The sequence below is a fragment of the Candidatus Thalassolituus haligoni genome (assembly GCF_041222825.1).
Taxonomy (GTDB): Bacteria; Pseudomonadota; Gammaproteobacteria; order Pseudomonadales; family Oceanobacteraceae; genus Oceanobacter; species Oceanobacter antarcticus.
This window is the reverse complement of sequence record NZ_CP139482.1, coordinates 1,549,757-1,565,477: the sequence shown is the minus strand read 5'-3', so window position 1 is coordinate 1,565,477 and position 15,721 is coordinate 1,549,757. Positions and strand designations below refer to the sequence as shown.

Sequence of the window (15,721 nt, the reverse complement as noted above, 5' to 3'; positions counted from 1 at the left end):
CATGTTTGAATGGCTGTATTCCAGCAGCAGATCCATCGTCTTTGCTATTTTAGGATGCGTTGCCACGGTATCTATGGATAGGGTCTTGCTTCGATGTCATTGCATTATTCTGAATCGGGGTAATACCTGCTGTTCCTGACCGAGTTATTTCTCCCTACGCCGCAAGACACTTGGCTCCAGACCTAACACCTGACAGGCTTCAGCAATCGAGTAACCTTTTCGGTAACCAACGTCTTTTGAGCTGCAATCCTACTGCAACGGACTGACGTTTTGACTCATAGACACCCATTATTGGCGCCAATATAACGCCAATAATGGGTGTCTAAAATCATTGAACGCCCTTGCAGGCAGGATGTTAGTTACACTGCAGCCGGTACGCTTTGGTGAACACGCCGATGACGCTCCCGAATCCGCTCCGGGTTGAGCAAGACTCTGGCCAGTGCAGGCAGTAGCACCAGCGCTCCAAGCATGTTCCAGAGGAACATAAAGGTCAGCAGGATGCCCATGTCTGCCTGGAATTTGATCGGCGACAGCATCCAGGTGGCAACGCCAATGGCCAGTGTGACGCCAGTAAAGCTGACGGCCTTACCGGTAGAGCGCAGGGTTTCCAGGTAGGCATCTTTGAGCGACAACCCAGAGATTAACAGCGCCTCCAGCCGGTTGTAGATATAAATGCCGTAGTCAACGCCAATACCAACACCCAAGGCAATCACTGGCAGTGTGGCGACCTTGACGCCGATTCCCAGCCAAGTCATCAGCGCCTGTCCCAGTATCGATGTCAGTGCTAATGGCAGCAGGATACAGGCGACGGCGGTGAGCGAGCGGAAGGTCAACAGACACAGGCAAAACACCACCACGTAAACAAAGATCAGCATGGTGTCCTGGGCGTCAGCGATCACCTGGTTGGTGGCCGCTTCGATCCCGGCATTACCGGAAGCCAATTGCAAACGCATCGGAACCGCGTCTATTTTGCCTTCGGCAATGGCGTTTTCGATGGCATCGGCACGCATACCAAAATAGATTTCATCCACCTGATCATCGTACTCGACCTTGAACGCTTCCACCGCATTCACCACCGTTTTCAGCGTCTCCGCCTTGTGATCATTCAGATAGATAATGACCGGAGCCATGGAGCAGTCAGCGTTCAACAGCCCACTCGGCGCCCGCTGAATAGAGGTATTCAGGATGGTCTGGTTGCGCGACAAGGCATACCAGTTGAGGTTGCCTTCATTCATCGCTTTGGTAACCAGCTTGGAGACCGTGACCAGCGACAGCGTAGACTGCACGCCGGGTACGTTTTCCATTTGCCACATAAACCGGTCCAGTACATCCATAACCTTGAAGGTATTACACATTTCGATCGGTGTTTCGGCCATCACTACCATCACATCCGAACTGGTGGAATAATTCGCCACCATAAAATCGTTATCCTGGTTGTAGCGGGAATCGGCACGTAATTCCGGTGCGCCCTTGTCCAGATCTCCAATTTCCAGATCCTGGCTGTAATAAAAGCCGCAGGCTCCCAGCACTAACGCCAGTGAGATTGCCACGACGGCATAGCGTTTTTCAGTAAAGTGACTGAGCCACTGCCAAATCACCGGGTTGGCTTTTTCTGCCTTTTGCGCTTGCGCAACGCCAGAGGGACTGATGCCGATATAGGACATGACAATCGGCACCAGCACCAGGTTGGTCACGATGATCATGGCAACCCCGACCGAAGCCGCAATAGCCAGCTCCTGAATCACGCCAATATCAATAAACAACAACGTCAGAAACCCCATGGCGTCACTGAGCAAGGCCAGCATGCCCGGTACATACAAGCCACGAAACGCCTGACGCGCCGAAGACATTTTATCCAGCCCCTGGCCGGAATGAATGGCAATGCCGTTAATCAGCTGTACGCCATGACTGATGCCGATGGCAAACACCAGAAACGGCACCAGCACCGAATAAAGATCAATACTGAAGCCCAACAGTGCCAGCGCTCCGAGCTGCCAGACTACGGCAATCAGCGATGCGATGATTGGAACCAGCGTGCCTTTCGGACAACGAGAGTAGAGATACAGCAATACCGCCGTCATCAGCATCGCCGCCAGAAAGAAGTAACCAATGGAGACCGCGCCATCCAGCAGATCACCCAGCTTTTTTGGCGTACCAGTGATGTAGATGCGTATTTTGTCAGAGCTGTACTGATCGCGAATCCGGTCTTCGAGCTGATGTGACAACGCCTGGTAACTGAGCTTTTCACCGGTTTCCGGATTGAGATCCACCAGCGGGACGTTAATCACGGTGGAAGAAAAGTCATTGGCAACCAGCCGACCGACCTGTCCCGATTTGAGAATATTCTGCCGTACTTGCTCGATACTGGCCGGGCTGCCATCGTAATTAGCCGGAATCACCGGCCCACCCTGAAAACCTTCTTCGGTTACTTCGGTCCAGCGGGTATTCGGCGTCCATAACGATTGCATACCAGAACGATCGACACCGGCAACAAAAAAGACATCGTCGTTAATTTTGCTCAGTGTTTTCAGGTAGTCATCATCAAATATATCTCCCTCCACGGCGGCCACCGCAATCTTGATATTGGCCATACCGCTTTTCATATCATCCTTGTGCACCAGGTAATTCTGGATGTAGGGATGATTCAGAGGGATGTACTTTTCGATACTGGAGTCGAGACGAATCTGGGTCAGGCCAAATGCAAACACCAGGGTCAGCACACCAAGCACCATCAACACCAGCGAGCGATTATTAAACAACACTCGCTCTAACAAGGGTTCAGTTTCCGGCGAGAGAATAAAGTGTTCGGGTTCGGTCGAATAATGATGTTTCTGAGTCATGATTACTGCGCCTCCGCGGCCAGTTGTCCGCCGGAGGAAACTCCGTCTGCTGTGGTCATGCGGGCAGCGCTGATCAGCTCGCCACGACGATTAATACGCTGTACACCGGCTTCGCCCACCAGCACAAAGCCCTCTTCAGTCACCGCCAAACCAGCAATGCCCTTGCGCCCTGTCAGATTGATCACCTGGGTGTCCTGGTGTTCCAACCGAATCAGAGTACCGGAATTCCCCACCAGCACCCGTGTGCCGTCTGTCATGGCCAGGCCCTGAAACAACGTTTGTTCGTTGTTAAGCGCCAATTCTGTCCAGCGATTGCCCGCATCGGTCGATTGAAACAGATGGCCACGTAGTCCCATCAGCGTCAGAGTATTACCGGAACTGATCATGCCGAACAACGAGCCGTCGTACGGAGACTCCAGAGCTTGCCAGCTATGGCCTTGATCGGTAGAAGTAAGAATAAGCCCCAGCTCACCCACGATATACAATTGGCCATAGGCGGCCTGTACCAGGCTGTTGAGATGGGAGCGCTCTGGCAAAGGCAGACGTGAGGTAAATTCCGTCCAGCTTTTACCGCCGTTACTGGTTTCAAAGGCCATGCCATAAGCACCAACAGCAAAGCCATGTTGGGCATCAAGAAACAGCACATCCAGCAATGGCTTGGTTGAACCCACGGAGACGTCGTACTCGGCATCCTCAACAGCAAAGGTGGCGGCTTCCAGTGCGGCTTCAGCGTCTTCGAGTACCTCATCACCAACATCTGACGCCATTGATACAGCAGCTTCGGCTTTGGCAAGTAACCGTTCGGAGGCAACGACCATGGCATCATTGGCGGCAAAACCATCCAGCTGTTTATGCCAGCTCATGCCACCGTCAGCCGTCGCCAGTACGACGCCATCATGGCCCACGGCCCAGCCAGAACGGTCACCAACAAAGGTAACGGCCGTCAGTGTCACACTGACCGGCACCTGCGCTTGCTGCCAAAATTGGCCATTGTCATCGGAATACAGAATATGGCCGAAGGCACCCACTGCCACCAGGCGATCACCGGCATGGGTAATATCGAGTAGTAACGCGGTATGCGCTTTAACGCTGGCTTGCGCCGGGGTCTGTAAGGGATCAACCCACTCTGCCAGTACGGTCGTCGTCCCCAGAGAGAGGGTTACCATGAAAAAACACGCCTTGATAAAACGCATCAAGAACTCCGTTATTATTATGTTGAATGAGACAGAAAACTGCCCTTATGTGAATTAAAGGAACAGGTCTATATCCTTAATGTGTGGATAATCGCATGACTTGGGGTATTTGCCAACCTGGCACCCACAGAACTCAAACCTGAACTCAACCCGGAACCTGTTATCCCGGAACCTGTTATCCCGGAACCCAAGCCAGAACGAACCCAAACAGGGTAAGAAGCAACCAGCACGTTGTCCGTCCAGCACAACAGCGAATGGGCTCGCCCCATTCAGTCGATATCCACCGTAATCCCCTCTACAGCCTGGTCAAAGCGACGCATCCCTGCTTGCCCGGACTCCAGCCCGGTCACGCTATAGCTGCCGGTATCGAGATCGTGAATAACAGTTGCTGCAGGCAGCACGGCGGGTAACTCATAAAAGCTTTTTAACAGCGCCAGGCCGAGTCGTTGCAACTGGCCATCAGCGCCATAAAAATCGGCCAGAGCAATCTGCCAACTGTCTTCATCAACATAATAGACCCGTTTGCTATAGGGGTTTGTCGCGCCTTTTTTCAGGGTTCCATCCACCACCCAAACACGATGTTTTTCGAATCGCAGCGCAGCGCTGGCCAAATGTCCCGGTTGCAGTAACACGGCATCAGCCAGAGCCTCAAACCGATAATTATTGTAGGGAATATAGAGCTCGCGCTTACCCAGTAGCATCCAGTGATATTGCTGTGGAGAACCGCTAAAAAGCGACACATCATCAGCGCTGCGAAGGTCGGTGTTCCAGCTATCTGGCCACCCGCCCTGCTGGCGACGATAGCTATGTTCCACGCCCTCCCGCAATTCCAGTTGATGCGTCGTCCGCAACAATCCTTGTCCAACGGCACTCCATTGACGCTGGAACAGAGTCAGATCCTTGCGTTTACTGCGACCGTTGCGGCGGTCGGGTTCGCAATGGGCCAGAGGCAACAGACAGCGGTCACGCTGGAAATAATACGGATAGTCTTCTTGCACTCGCCAGTTGATGACGTGCTGCTGCTCGCCAGACACCTGAATTTCACGCCAGCGAGCCTGTAGCTGCTCCCCTCGCCAACTGGCCAGATGATTCCAGATCACCTGCTGACCATTGTCCGGCAGCGGAAATGGGATACCGCCCCAGGCATAATAAAACCCGGAGCCATCCCGACTGGTTTCTGTACGTATGACATTTTTATAGGTTTGCTCATACACCGTATCCGGTGCGGCAGCCGTTCGATGAGAGGGGTAAACCGACAAGTAGGCACTGCCCGGATAACGTTCCAGCAATGCCTGCAAGCCGGGAGTTACAAAGTATCGATAGTCGGACAGGTTATCAGCCGATAAGCGCAACAGCTCGGTTTCATCGGCAAAGGGATCAATATGCGGCTGGCCAATAGCCAGATAACCGAGAGGAGGCATCCGCAACCCACCACGCCAGACCGGAATATCGGTGCCATTACCGGCGCGTATTGCGCCCAGTGGCGTCAGCTCATCAGACAGACGAGTCGCACGGGCCAGTCGCTCTGTCAGCTGCGCATCGTCCAGCTCGGCGGCAAGATAATCTGTCTGTTGACTAACACCTTGCGCTAATGCGCCAGGTGCCAGCCCCGCCAGCAACAGACATGTCAGCAACAGCCAGCGCCACAAACAGATAATCCTCAGGCCAGGCTTTTACTGACCACTTCGTAGACATCACGAGACAGGTCAGGCTGGGCCGCCACCCGTTCCAGTTGGGCCTTCATCTGTTCAGATAGCTCAGGGATCAGGCGACGCCACTTGGTCAGCGGTGTCAACAAACGTGAGGCAATCTGTGGATTGGTGGCATTCAGTCGAATAATCGCATCGGCCAGCAACTGATAGCCGCTGCCATCTACTGCATGAAAATGGCACAGGGCCTGATTGGCAAATGCACCAATCACCGAGCGGATCTTGTTCGGGTTACGCCAATCAAAGGCTTCATGTTCCAGTAACTGCTGAATACGACTGAGTGTACCGAGATCTGCAGAACCGGACTGTACCGACAGCCACTGGTTCACCACCAGTGAATCGCTTTGCCACTGCAGATAGAAAGCATCCAGACTTTGCTGCGCCAGCTCGTCATCACCGCTATTGATTAACGCCACCAGCGCTGCCATCTGATCGGTCATATTATCCGTGCTGCCAAACTGCGCCAGCGCCTGGCGAATACCGGCATCCGACGCCACGCTCCAATAACTCAGAGCGAGGTTTTTTAACGTCCGGGCTGCCATTTGCTGTGGCTCCGGCTGATATTCGGCATGACTGACCAAACGCTGATAACAGGCGGCAAACTGCTCGTTCAGGGCCATCGCCATGGCCAGACGAACCCGCTTGCGACCCAGGTGAATCGCATGAGGATCTACCGGATCACTGAATTCAGCAATATAGGCTTCCGATGGCAAAGTCAGCAGGTAGCTGACCATGGCAGGATCGAGGGTTTCGTCAGTCAGCAACTGCACCATCACCTGCCGGGCATCTTCCGGTAATTCGAATTCATCCAGTCGGGCCTGATCAATCCAGTCCAGCATCAACCGCTGACCGGCATCCCAGCGATTAAAGCCGTCGCTGTCGTGTTGTAACCGGAACAACAGTTCTTGTGGCGACTGTTGAAACTCGACTTTGACCGGTGCCGAAAAATCACGGAATAACGACAACACCGGTGGTTGTGCCAGCCCCGAGAACACAAAGGTTTGTTCGGCTTCGGTAAAGTGCAGCACCTGGCTGGCGCTGGTCCAGGTTTCCATACCGGCGCTATTGAGCGCTGGAGCCACCTGTACCGGCAAGTCCTGACCATCGGCAGCAATCAGACCCAACTGCACCGGAATCCACATGGGCTGCTTGCCGGTTTGCCCTGGAGTGTCCGGGCATTGTTGACGCAAGGTCAGATACAGTGCCTGCTCATCTTCGCGATAATCGACAGCAACGCTGACCACTGGAGTACCGGCTTGCTTGTACCAGAGCTTGAACAGGGTCAGGTCAACACCATTGGCGTCTTCCATGGCGGCGACAAAATCGTGAATGGTCACGGCCTGACCATCATGGCGATCAAAATACAGATCCGATCCCTTACGGAAGCCTTCCGCCCCAAGGATCTTGTGGATCATCCCCACCACCTCGGCGCCTTTTTCATAAATGGTAACGGTATAAAAATTGGCGATCTCGATAAAGGAATCCGGCTGCACCGGGTGCGCCATTGGGCCACCATCTTCGGCAAACTGTACCGTACGGACCATCTTGGCGTCTTCAATCCGCTTGACCGTAGCCGAGTGCATATCTGCCGAGAAGCTGGCATCACGGAATACGGTAAACCCTTCCTTCAGGCTGAGCTGGAACCAGTCGCGACAGGTCACCCGGTTACCCGACCAGTTGTGGAAATATTCATGCGCCACAATGGCTTCAATACGTTGATACGCCGCATCGGTAGCGGTCGCTGGATTGGCCAGCACACAGGAGGAGTTAAAGATATTCAACCCCTTGTTTTCCATCGCACCCATGTTGAAATCATCCACGGCCACAATCATGAAAATATCCAGATCGTATTCGCGACCGTAGACTTCTTCATCCCAGCGCATCGAGCGCTTGAGCGCATCAAGGGCGTAGTCGGTTTTATCGATGTTCTGTGGCTCAACAAAGATTTTTAACGTCACGTCACGACCACTCATGGTGGTGAAACGGTCTTCTTTATTCAGCAAATCACCCGCCACCAGGGCAAACAAGTAGGCAGGCTTGCGGTGTGGGTCAAGCCAGGTGACCTTGCGACGACCATCCGCCAGCATCTCATCCGCCGTACAGTTACCGTTCGACAGCATTACCGGATAACGGCTGCCATCGGCAATGATATGGGTGGTGAACACCGACATCACGTCCGGGCGATCCAGATAGTAGGTAATGCGGCGAAAACCTTCGGCTTCGCACTGGGTACAATACATCCCGCCAGAGCGATACAAGCCTTCCAGTGCGGTATTGGTAGCCGGGTAGATTCGCGTCACTATGGTAAGGAAATGCTGTTGCGCCAGACCGGTGATGCTCAGCGTCTCATCCGTCACGGTATAACGCCCGGTGCCCAACACGTCGCCATCCAGTGTCAGTCCCAGTAATTCCAGCTGCTGGCCATGCAGCTCCAACACACCGGACTGAGCACCTGCGCTGTTGGCTTCCAGCGTTAATACGGCAGTTACGACGGTCGCATCGTCCTGCAGATCAAAAGTCAGTTCCGTCTGGCTAATCCAGTACTCGGGCTGGCAATAATCTTTCAGGTAAATACTTTGAGGTTGAGCGTCACGCATGTATCTGTTTCCTTCTGAAGTCGGTTCTCTCTGCAACCCTGACCATCTGATCATAAAACGGTCGTTGTTATCGAGCAGGAGTATTAGTCAGATCGCGTCAATATTTAGTCAGAGTGATCTGATAACTGGTGTATTTGCGCAGGTTGATGACGCCGCTATCCAGCATCAGATACTGCCCCTTGATGCCGAGCAGCCGGCCCTGCACGTCTGGTGTCTTGTCCAGATTGTGGCTGGTTACCTTGGTCGGGTATTCCAGCACAGGGTAATGAAATCTTTGCGACAGTGTGGCATCAGCGGATAACCATTCAATGGCGTGTTCGCCAAACTGCTCGGCCAGCCCAAGGATACGACGGTCAAATTCATCAAACAGGGCGTCGCGTTCAGATGCCAGATCCAGCAAGGGGTTCTGACCTTTCAGCATCGTCCGCCAGTTGGTCTTGTCGGCCACCCGCTGACGCAGCAGATCTTCCAGCACGCCAGACACCCGCCGACTGGCTACTTTTGCAATCGCTATCCCCTGCACAGCACCTTGATCCAGCCAACGGGTTGGCAGCTGACCGGCACGGGTAATGCCTACCTTGATACCGGAAGAATTGGCCAAATAGACGTAATGGGGCTGAAAGCAGACCTGCTCCGCCCACTCCGGCTCACGGCAGGTACCGAGGTGAAAATGGCATGTTTCCGGACTCATCATGCAACGATCGCATTGCGCCAGCTTGCTGAAACACGGATAACAATACCCCTGACTGAAACTTTTACGGGTGTGGCGGCCGCAAGCACAACAATGAATCGTACCGTTCCAGTTCAGCGCCAGACGCTGCCCCAGCCAGGCGTTCATATCGATCTGGTCGCGCCCCAGTGACAGCTGATAAGCCACTTGCCCTTCGGCATCGGCGGTCGCGGTCATCTTGCTGAGGCTGCCATTGTAGCTGTCTGTCATGCCGCTATTGCAGTGTCAGCGGCTGAACGTTGTCATCGCGCCCAATAATATCCACATTGCCGCTGGCACAGGCGCCACCGACATAACCGACCCGCTGATCGGCTGGTACCTGGTGGGTTATTTCATAATGCAGAATCGCTTCCAGGCACAGCTCGCGCTGGCCTTGCTGCAAGGCAATGCCATTAGGCCATTTGCCCAGCGCCACGGCATTTTTCAGGTTTTCATAGACGTCCGGCGTCAGGGACTGAATCAGATCTTGCAAGGTCATAGGTTACCTCCAGACAATTTTTTACGTATTGGGCGTTGCAGGTCGCCGGGCTGGCCACACGGTCGCCAGCAACATACCGGAGATCAGCCCACCCAGATGAGCACCATGGGCGATACCGGTCAGACCCGGTACCAGAGTGTCCCCCATCATGGTCAGCAGCAGCCAACCGGCCATCACCGGCAATAACATGGGTGGCACGGAGTACGCTATCTTGCGTTGATACTGGCGCCAGCCAATCCAGCCCAATAGCCCCAGAGTCACACCAGACAACCCGCCAAAGCCGGGGCCGCTATACCACCATTGCGCCACATTGCCCACCAGCCCGGTAAGCAGCGTCAACAACAGCAACATCCGCGAACCATCGTGCTGCTCGACATTACGACCAAGAATCCACCACCACATGCCGTTAAACACCAGATGCATCAGCGAAAAATGCACCAGTAACGGCTTGAGCCAGGCTAATAGCCCGATATCCAGATAAGCGGCAAAATTCAGCCGCTGATCCGGCCAGAGGCCATCTCCCGGCCGAACCCAAGGCAACCAGTCGGTGGATAGCTGCATCCAGCCAAAGATCAGCACCAACAGCACAGAAACACCCAGTGTCACCGGAATTCTGGTTAACATCAGAATCAGCGACACCAGCGGCCGGGTGCTCACCGGCTCGATTTCTGGGGCATCCAACTGACCTTCCCGCCACTGTTCGACCCAGGCCCGAACCTGGGGAATATCGGCCGGATTAGCCAGATAGATGTGCTGCTGGCCATCCACCATCACTACCCGATGAGCGATACGATGTGCCCATAATTGTTGTGTGATCGGCGACAGGTCGACCGTCGCGCCTGCTACCAGTACCAGCAAAGCTTCCATCAGCGCTCGTTTTTTTCCACTCTGACCCAGGTAAATTTACTGGGTTGCAATTGATGTTCGGTATCCATGCGGTAAGCAACCAGGCGGCCATATTTGACCGCACTGTAATCAATGCAGGCCAGGTTGCTGCTTAACGGCGAGGGGATACCTGCCATCCAGTAATGACCAAAAAACAGCGGCTTTTCCTCAGCACTGTAAAACAACAGCTGACGTTTTTCCGCGTCACTCAGCAGCGAATGCTGCAGGTCATCTGGCAGTGGATCCGGTTGAAAAAGGACATCACTGTAGCGACTCGGTTCATGCTCCCAGAATTTGGTGCGAAAAAACTGCCTCACAAAACCATCCTTGGCGGTCATGGAACGTCCTTGCGGTAATTTCAGCGATGTACCGCGCAGCATCCGATCCAGGAACTGATGCAAGAAACTGGACGTATCAACCGATTCCACCAGCAAATCACGATCCAGCTGGTTACCACCATAGCGGGCAATATATTCCGCAATCATGTCGCTGTCCCAACAGGCATGCACCACACGAAAATGGTCGTATTCGGCAAACAGCGGCCGTTCCAGAAACCAGTCGAGCATTTCGTTCAACTCTTGTGGATAATTGGCAAACTGCTCCATGGTGGCTTCGACGATGCGGGTATTACGACGGGTATGCTCGCGTAAAAACGGCTGACGCATACCGGCCGGTGCTTTGGTGCAATAGGTAATCAGATTGTATTCATGATTCCCCATCAGCATTTCTGCTTCACCGGCATCGACCATGTTCTTGACAATTTCGCAGGCCAGGCGGATGTGCGGGCCACGATCAACCACATCACCAACAAAGACTGCCTTGCGGTTATTGTGACGATAAACACCGTGCTGCTTGCGGTAGCCCATTTGCTCAAGCAAAGTTACGAGGGTCTGCCCACAGCCGTGTATATCGCCGATCAGGTCATATCCCTGATGCATGTTCAGTCTCCAAGGTTACTGCTCCAGCCCAGTTTGGTGCGGCAGATTTCGTAGAAATTATGCCCTTTGGGGTGAATCAACTTCAGCTTGTGCGCTTTTTTGCGAATGGTAATGGTATCGCCCGGCGCGCATGGAATATGGGTCTGGCCATCACAGCTGAGCGTCGGGTAAATATCCAGGTCGCCATCAACATGGATTTTGATTTCGCTTTTGCCATCCACCACAATCGGCCGACTCGACAAGGTATGAGGAAACATCGGCACCAGCACCAGGGCATCCAACTTGGGATGCATGATCGGCCCGCCTCCCGACAACGAATAAGCCGTAGAGCCGGTTGGCGTCGAGACAATCAGGCCATCCGAACGCAGGTTGTATACATACTGCCCTTCAATATACAGATCGAAGGCAATCATTCTGGCCGACTTGCCCGGATGTAATACCACGTCATTCAGGGCAGCGGCGGCACCAATCGGATTACCATCGCGCTTGACCTCGGCATCCAGCAAAAAGCGCAATTCGCTGGTGTACTCGCCCTGTAAAACGGCCAGCACCTCATCGCACATGCCTTCGTCCGGACTGATGTCGGTAAGAAAACCGAGACGCCCACGGTTAATCCCCAACACCGGAATATGATATTTGGCTAATGCACGGGCAGCACCCAGCAAACTGCCATCGCCGCCGACAACAATCACCAGATCACAAATCTCACCCAGCAGATTAACCTTGCTGACCTGCATATTGTGACCAGGAATCACCTCGGCAATACGATCGTCCAGAATGACGTAGTACCCTTCATCGGTCAGAAAGCGGGACAATCGCTTGACGGTTTCAATGACCTTGTTACTGTTCAGGCGGCCAATCAGGCCTATATTGCGGAATTCTTCCATCACCCTAACCCAAGTCGTTGTTATCGATGCGGCCTGTACCCGGCGCTGTTATGGTACCCAATCCTGCCAAGCTGATACTGCCAGTGTCGGGAATGTAAAGGGGACATCTATTTAATCCTGCACGGCTCTGCGCGAGTATTGCCGTTGTTCAGGGCAAGGCAGCGAATGCAGCGAAAGGACGCGTCCTTTTCACATTCGTCAACACCGCACTGGACGGCGGCAACCTGCGCCCTGCGGGGGCTGCCGGATGATCTCGACTCTGTGTCGCCGACGTTTGACTTGACCCGTCAGGCCTGCAAGTCGGCTTCGTGATTCGACACCATCCGCTAGCCCAGAGTGAGCACCGGATTAAATAGATGTCCCCTAAAGTGCGCGATTTATATCACAGCAACTACCAAAAGGCTTGTTGACCTGACGCATGCAAACGCCTGACGACCCCTTTTTCCAACTGACTGACAAGCATCTGCGTGATCTGACATGGGCGCTGACGTCACCATCGTTGCTCGACTGCTCCTGGTCAGCCGCACAGCCACAATGGTTTCCCCAGCTGCAGCAGCAAGCCGGTTCGCCTGCCAGTTGGCAGCGTATCAAGCACTCCAAACACAGTCGTCTGGGCCTGATATTCGAGTCGCTCTGGCACGAATGGTTACAACACAGCGACTGGCGCTGGGACGCCAACATCCAGATTTCCCAGTATGGCCGTACATTAGGTGAGCTTGATTTGCTGATCGATACTGGTGAGCAGCACTGCCATATTGAACTGGCGCTGAAGTTTTATCTTGGCATCGGCAACGACTGGATCGGCCCCAATCGGCGTGATCGACTGGCCAACAAAATACGTCATACCCGTGAACAACAGCTGCCGCTGTCTCGCCAGGCTGAAGCACAGCAGCAGCTGGCAGCAATGGGCTGGCACCCCACAGACTCCGAAGCGGTGTTTCGCGGCTGTCTGTTTTATCCTGCCGACAGCACCGTTACGGCGCAACTTCCGCAAGAAGTCAATCGACAGCATTGGCAAGGCCGCTGGTGTCACGCCAGTGCCGTGCCGAACCATATCACCGAAGGTTTCTGGGTAATTTTAGCGAGAGACGAATGGCTCAGCCCGGTACTGTCGCCAGTTGCTGCCAGTGCTGCCGATGTCATCCAGCTGCTTGGCTGCCATTTTCGTCACTTGCAGGTTCCGCTCTGCCTTGCTCGGGTAAAACCGCTGCAGCAACAGTCAACCGGGCAGCAGCAATGGGCCGAACAGCAACGCTGGATGGTGGTTGCGGATCGTTGGCCAGACTGATTTTGCTCAGCAGTCAATGTCCAAGCCGATACCCCGTCGTCCCTGCAAACCACCACCATGAATCAGCAACACGGATTTGCCCTGCCAGAGTGACCGCTGCTGCAAAAAAGTCTCTACCAGAGCAACGCCATACACAGGGTCAAGCGGCAAACCCTGCTGATCGAAAGCAAGAATACGTTCCCGCAACACGTCGGATTGCGCCCCGAACCGGCGCGCCACAGAGGCAACAAGCTGCCATTGCCTGTCAGCGAACTCTTGCTGCCAACGCCGTTCCATAGCACCGTCATCAGCCACAGTATTCACCGCCATCAGCACCACATGCGGCGGCAAACGCGGCAGCAGATGTGCTGCGGTTGTGCCGCTGCCAACGGCCAGCCAGACCTGATCATATCGGCTGCAAACCCTGGCAAGCTCATCAAACGCCTGCCCACCAGGATCTTTGCCGTTCTCCAGAACGGCCAGCGTCTCTCTAGCAGTCAATAAAGCACCGCCTTCACCCATAAAATAGCTGTCTGTCACGCGTGACCAATGACGCTGCCAAGCCTGGTGATAGCGTTGCCGGTATTCAACTTTGGACAGAAAGACCAACTGCATACCCCAGTCGGCGCAATCCTGCAGGGTTGCGGTCAGCGGCAGATGTTCATAACCACGGATCAGGCCGGTAGTTGGTATTCCCAGGCGCTGCCCCAGAAAAGCCACCGCATGCAGGTGATTAGACCAGACACCGCCTGGAGTAATCCAGCCAGGCTGGCGACTCGCCTGCCAGGGCTGCCAGTGACACAAGAGTTTGAACAGTTTATTGCCCGACAGTACCGGATGAATACGATCCAGCCGCAATACAGCAACCCCGGAGACATCCATTCCGGCAATCTCCGGAAAAGGCTCAACGTTCAGGCAGCGACACAGAGACAAAAATGATTCAACAGCCGTGAGACAATCCGTGCGGGAGAAAAACACCAGTAAAAACCACCCTCAATATTTGCGTTTTTCCTCCGGATCCGACGGAATTCCGTGAGGGTCTCGCTCAACATCCGCTTCACGGGACAGTGCTTGCGACAATTTATCTTCTTTTATCAGCCCGCCATTAAAGAGGGCATTGGTACGTTCCGACAAGTCCCGGATACGTTCGTTTTTTTCCGGGTACTGCAAATCAAATTCAATCAACAACTTGCGTGCTGCCTTGTAGTAGCCACTGGCGGTAACCACATCGCCACGCTCTGCCGCCACATCTCCCTGGGCAGTAAAGGTATCGACCTCCCGCTCCAGCAACGTCAGCCGTAAATAACGACGATATTCGTTCAACGTGGTGGCCGATATCTGTTTGCGCTTCGCCATCGCCCCCAGTGCTTTCAACACTCGGCTGAACTGCTGTTTGGCAAAGCGGATTTCACGATCACTCTTGAGTACAATTCTGGGTTCCTTGTTCTCCAGTATCTTATGTCGCAGGGATTCGATATCAACTGGTGGCAGTGCCTCAGAGTCAACTTGAACCTTGCCCTCTGGCCGGGTTTCACGCGCCAGCTGATACAGCTGTTCGACCCGTTCCAGCACCAACAGCTGCAGCTCTTGAAGGTTGTCCACCACCATCAGAAATTCCAGCGCTTCTTGCAATTCTTCTGCCCTGCTGGCAATCAGACGGGCTTGCATCCGTTTCGACTGCTGCTTCTGCTGATGCCGACCGTAAAACACCATTCCCAACATCAACAGAGCTATCGGCAGTGCAAGCGCAATGACCATTCCAATCGCAGACATCTGAAACCAACCTCCGGCCCCACGGCGGTGGGAAGTGAAATAAAAGCAAAGCCGGATCTTGTCAATAATACAACCTGCCAGCGTGACCTTCAGGGGACATATATTTAATCCGGTGCTCACTCTGGGCTAGCGGATGGTTTCGAATCACGAAGCCGACTTGCAGGCCTGACGGGTCAAGTCAAACGTCGGCGACACCGAGTCGAGACCATCCGGCAGCCCCCGCAGGGCGCGGGTTGCCGCCGTCCAGTGCGGTGTTGACGAATGTGAAAAGGACGCGTCATTTCGCTGCATTCGCCGCCTTGCCCTGAACAACGGCAACACTCGCGCAGAGCCGTGCAGGATTAAATAGATGTTCCCTTCAGTCTAGCAACGATTGGCCAGGCTGCAGGAAACACCTGGGTATCCATCTTCCACAGACCGGGCA

14 protein-coding genes are annotated in these 15,721 nt (G+C 54.1%); 2 read left to right on the top strand and 12 right to left on the bottom strand.

The genetic code is table 11. The annotated features are described in order from the left end of the window. Nucleotides 1-359: 359 nt before the first annotated feature. From SOJ49_RS07050 to SOJ49_RS07010, 9 genes are all read right to left on the bottom strand, one after another. Nucleotides 360-2,840, bottom strand: a complete 2,481-nt coding sequence (locus SOJ49_RS07050) for an RND family transporter (protein ID WP_369857528.1) — start codon at nucleotides 2,838-2,840, stop codon at nucleotides 360-362. A gap of 2 nt (nucleotides 2,841-2,842) precedes the next feature. Further along, nucleotides 2,843-4,033 (bottom strand): WD40/YVTN/BNR-like repeat-containing protein, encoded by a 1,191-nt coding sequence (locus tag SOJ49_RS07045; protein ID WP_369857527.1) that lies wholly within the window; start codon nucleotides 4,031-4,033, stop codon nucleotides 2,843-2,845. Nucleotides 4,034-4,302: 269 nt separating this feature from the next. After that, the gene (locus SOJ49_RS07040; RefSeq protein WP_369857526.1) at nucleotides 4,303-5,682 is read right to left on the bottom strand and encodes a DUF1329 domain-containing protein; all 1,380 of its coding nucleotides are present in this window, start codon (nucleotides 5,680-5,682) and stop codon (nucleotides 4,303-4,305) included. Between the two features lie 11 nt (nucleotides 5,683-5,693). After that, a complete protein-coding gene (gene pepN, locus SOJ49_RS07035; RefSeq protein WP_369857525.1) occupies nucleotides 5,694-8,339 on the bottom strand; it encodes an aminopeptidase N in 2,646 nt (881 codons plus the stop codon). Nucleotides 8,340-8,436: 97 nt separating this feature from the next. Then, nucleotides 8,437-9,279 carry a DUF2797 domain-containing protein gene (locus SOJ49_RS07030; RefSeq protein WP_369857524.1) on the bottom strand — a complete coding sequence of 281 codons (843 nt, stop codon included), beginning with the start codon at nucleotides 9,277-9,279 and terminating at the stop codon, nucleotides 8,437-8,439. Between the two features lie 4 nt (nucleotides 9,280-9,283). Then, the gene (locus SOJ49_RS07025; RefSeq protein WP_369857523.1) at nucleotides 9,284-9,547 is read right to left on the bottom strand and encodes a YeaC family protein; all 264 of its coding nucleotides are present in this window, start codon (nucleotides 9,545-9,547) and stop codon (nucleotides 9,284-9,286) included. 21 nt (nucleotides 9,548-9,568) lie between these two features. Continuing rightward, on the bottom strand, nucleotides 9,569-10,414 hold the full coding sequence (locus SOJ49_RS07020; protein ID WP_369857522.1) for a rhomboid family intramembrane serine protease: 846 nt from the start codon (nucleotides 10,412-10,414) through the stop codon (nucleotides 9,569-9,571). Next, the gene (locus SOJ49_RS07015; RefSeq protein ID WP_369857521.1) at nucleotides 10,414-11,370 is read right to left on the bottom strand and encodes a metallophosphoesterase; all 957 of its coding nucleotides are present in this window, start codon (nucleotides 11,368-11,370) and stop codon (nucleotides 10,414-10,416) included. Before SOJ49_RS07015 ends, SOJ49_RS07020 begins: the two co-directional genes overlap by 1 nt. A 2-nt stretch (nucleotides 11,371-11,372) precedes the next feature. Beyond that, nucleotides 11,373-12,257, bottom strand: a complete 885-nt coding sequence (locus SOJ49_RS07010; protein ID WP_369857520.1) for an NAD(+) kinase — start codon at nucleotides 12,255-12,257, stop codon at nucleotides 11,373-11,375. 165 nt (nucleotides 12,258-12,422) lie between these two features. Here SOJ49_RS07010 and SOJ49_RS07005 point away from each other — a divergent pair, with 165 nt between their 5' ends. Both SOJ49_RS07005 and SOJ49_RS07000 read left to right on the top strand, forming a co-directional pair. Then, the gene (locus tag SOJ49_RS07005; protein WP_369857519.1) at nucleotides 12,423-12,569 is read left to right on the top strand and encodes a hypothetical protein; all 147 of its coding nucleotides are present in this window, start codon (nucleotides 12,423-12,425) and stop codon (nucleotides 12,567-12,569) included. A gap of 106 nt (nucleotides 12,570-12,675) precedes the next feature. Next, entirely contained in the window at nucleotides 12,676-13,545 is an 870-nt protein-coding gene (locus SOJ49_RS07000; protein ID WP_369857518.1) for a DUF1853 family protein, read from the top strand. A gap of 6 nt (nucleotides 13,546-13,551) precedes the next feature. On the opposite strand, the gene SOJ49_RS06995 is transcribed toward SOJ49_RS07000, so the two are convergent. From SOJ49_RS06995 to SOJ49_RS06985, 3 genes are all read right to left on the bottom strand, one after another. Then, the gene (locus tag SOJ49_RS06995) at nucleotides 13,552-14,457 is read right to left on the bottom strand and encodes a hypothetical protein (RefSeq protein ID WP_369857517.1); all 906 of its coding nucleotides are present in this window, start codon (nucleotides 14,455-14,457) and stop codon (nucleotides 13,552-13,554) included. A 60-nt stretch (nucleotides 14,458-14,517) separates the two neighbouring features. Continuing rightward, complete coding sequence (locus SOJ49_RS06990; RefSeq protein ID WP_369857516.1) at nucleotides 14,518-15,297, bottom strand: hypothetical protein; 780 nt, start codon at nucleotides 15,295-15,297, stop codon at nucleotides 14,518-14,520. Nucleotides 15,298-15,441: 144 nt separating this feature from the next. Further along, nucleotides 15,442-15,588: a hypothetical protein gene (locus SOJ49_RS06985; protein ID WP_369857515.1), complete on the bottom strand. Its 147-nt coding sequence runs from the start codon at nucleotides 15,586-15,588 to the stop codon at nucleotides 15,442-15,444. Nucleotides 15,589-15,721 lie beyond the last annotated feature (133 nt).

Bases quoted from the DNA above. Each gene is read 5' to 3' on its own strand.
- SOJ49_RS07050 (WP_369857528.1), bottom strand. From the start codon at position 2,840: ATGACTCAGAAACATCATTATTCGACCGAACCCGAACACTTTATTCTC.
- SOJ49_RS07045 (WP_369857527.1), bottom strand. From the start codon at position 4,033: ATGCGTTTTATCAAGGCGTGTTTTTTCATGGTAACCCTCTCTCTGGGG.
- pepN (WP_369857525.1), bottom strand. From the start codon at position 8,339: ATGCGTGACGCTCAACCTCAAAGTATTTACCTGAAAGATTATTGCCAG.
- SOJ49_RS07030 (WP_369857524.1), bottom strand. From the start codon at position 9,279: ATGACAGACAGCTACAATGGCAGCCTCAGCAAGATGACCGCGACCGCC.
- SOJ49_RS07025 (WP_369857523.1), bottom strand. From the start codon at position 9,547: ATGACCTTGCAAGATCTGATTCAGTCCCTGACGCCGGACGTCTATGAA.
- SOJ49_RS07020 (WP_369857522.1), bottom strand. From the start codon at position 10,414: ATGGAAGCTTTGCTGGTACTGGTAGCAGGCGCGACGGTCGACCTGTCG.
- SOJ49_RS07015 (WP_369857521.1), bottom strand. From the start codon at position 11,370: ATGCATCAGGGATATGACCTGATCGGCGATATACACGGCTGTGGGCAG.
- SOJ49_RS07010 (WP_369857520.1), bottom strand. From the start codon at position 12,257: ATGGAAGAATTCCGCAATATAGGCCTGATTGGCCGCCTGAACAGTAAC.
- SOJ49_RS07005 (WP_369857519.1), top strand. From the start codon at position 12,423: ATGCAGCGAAAGGACGCGTCCTTTTCACATTCGTCAACACCGCACTGG.
- SOJ49_RS07000 (WP_369857518.1), top strand. From the start codon at position 12,676: ATGCAAACGCCTGACGACCCCTTTTTCCAACTGACTGACAAGCATCTG.
- SOJ49_RS06990 (WP_369857516.1), bottom strand. From the start codon at position 15,297: ATGTCTGCGATTGGAATGGTCATTGCGCTTGCACTGCCGATAGCTCTG.
- SOJ49_RS06985 (WP_369857515.1), bottom strand. From the start codon at position 15,588: ATGCAGCGAAATGACGCGTCCTTTTCACATTCGTCAACACCGCACTGG.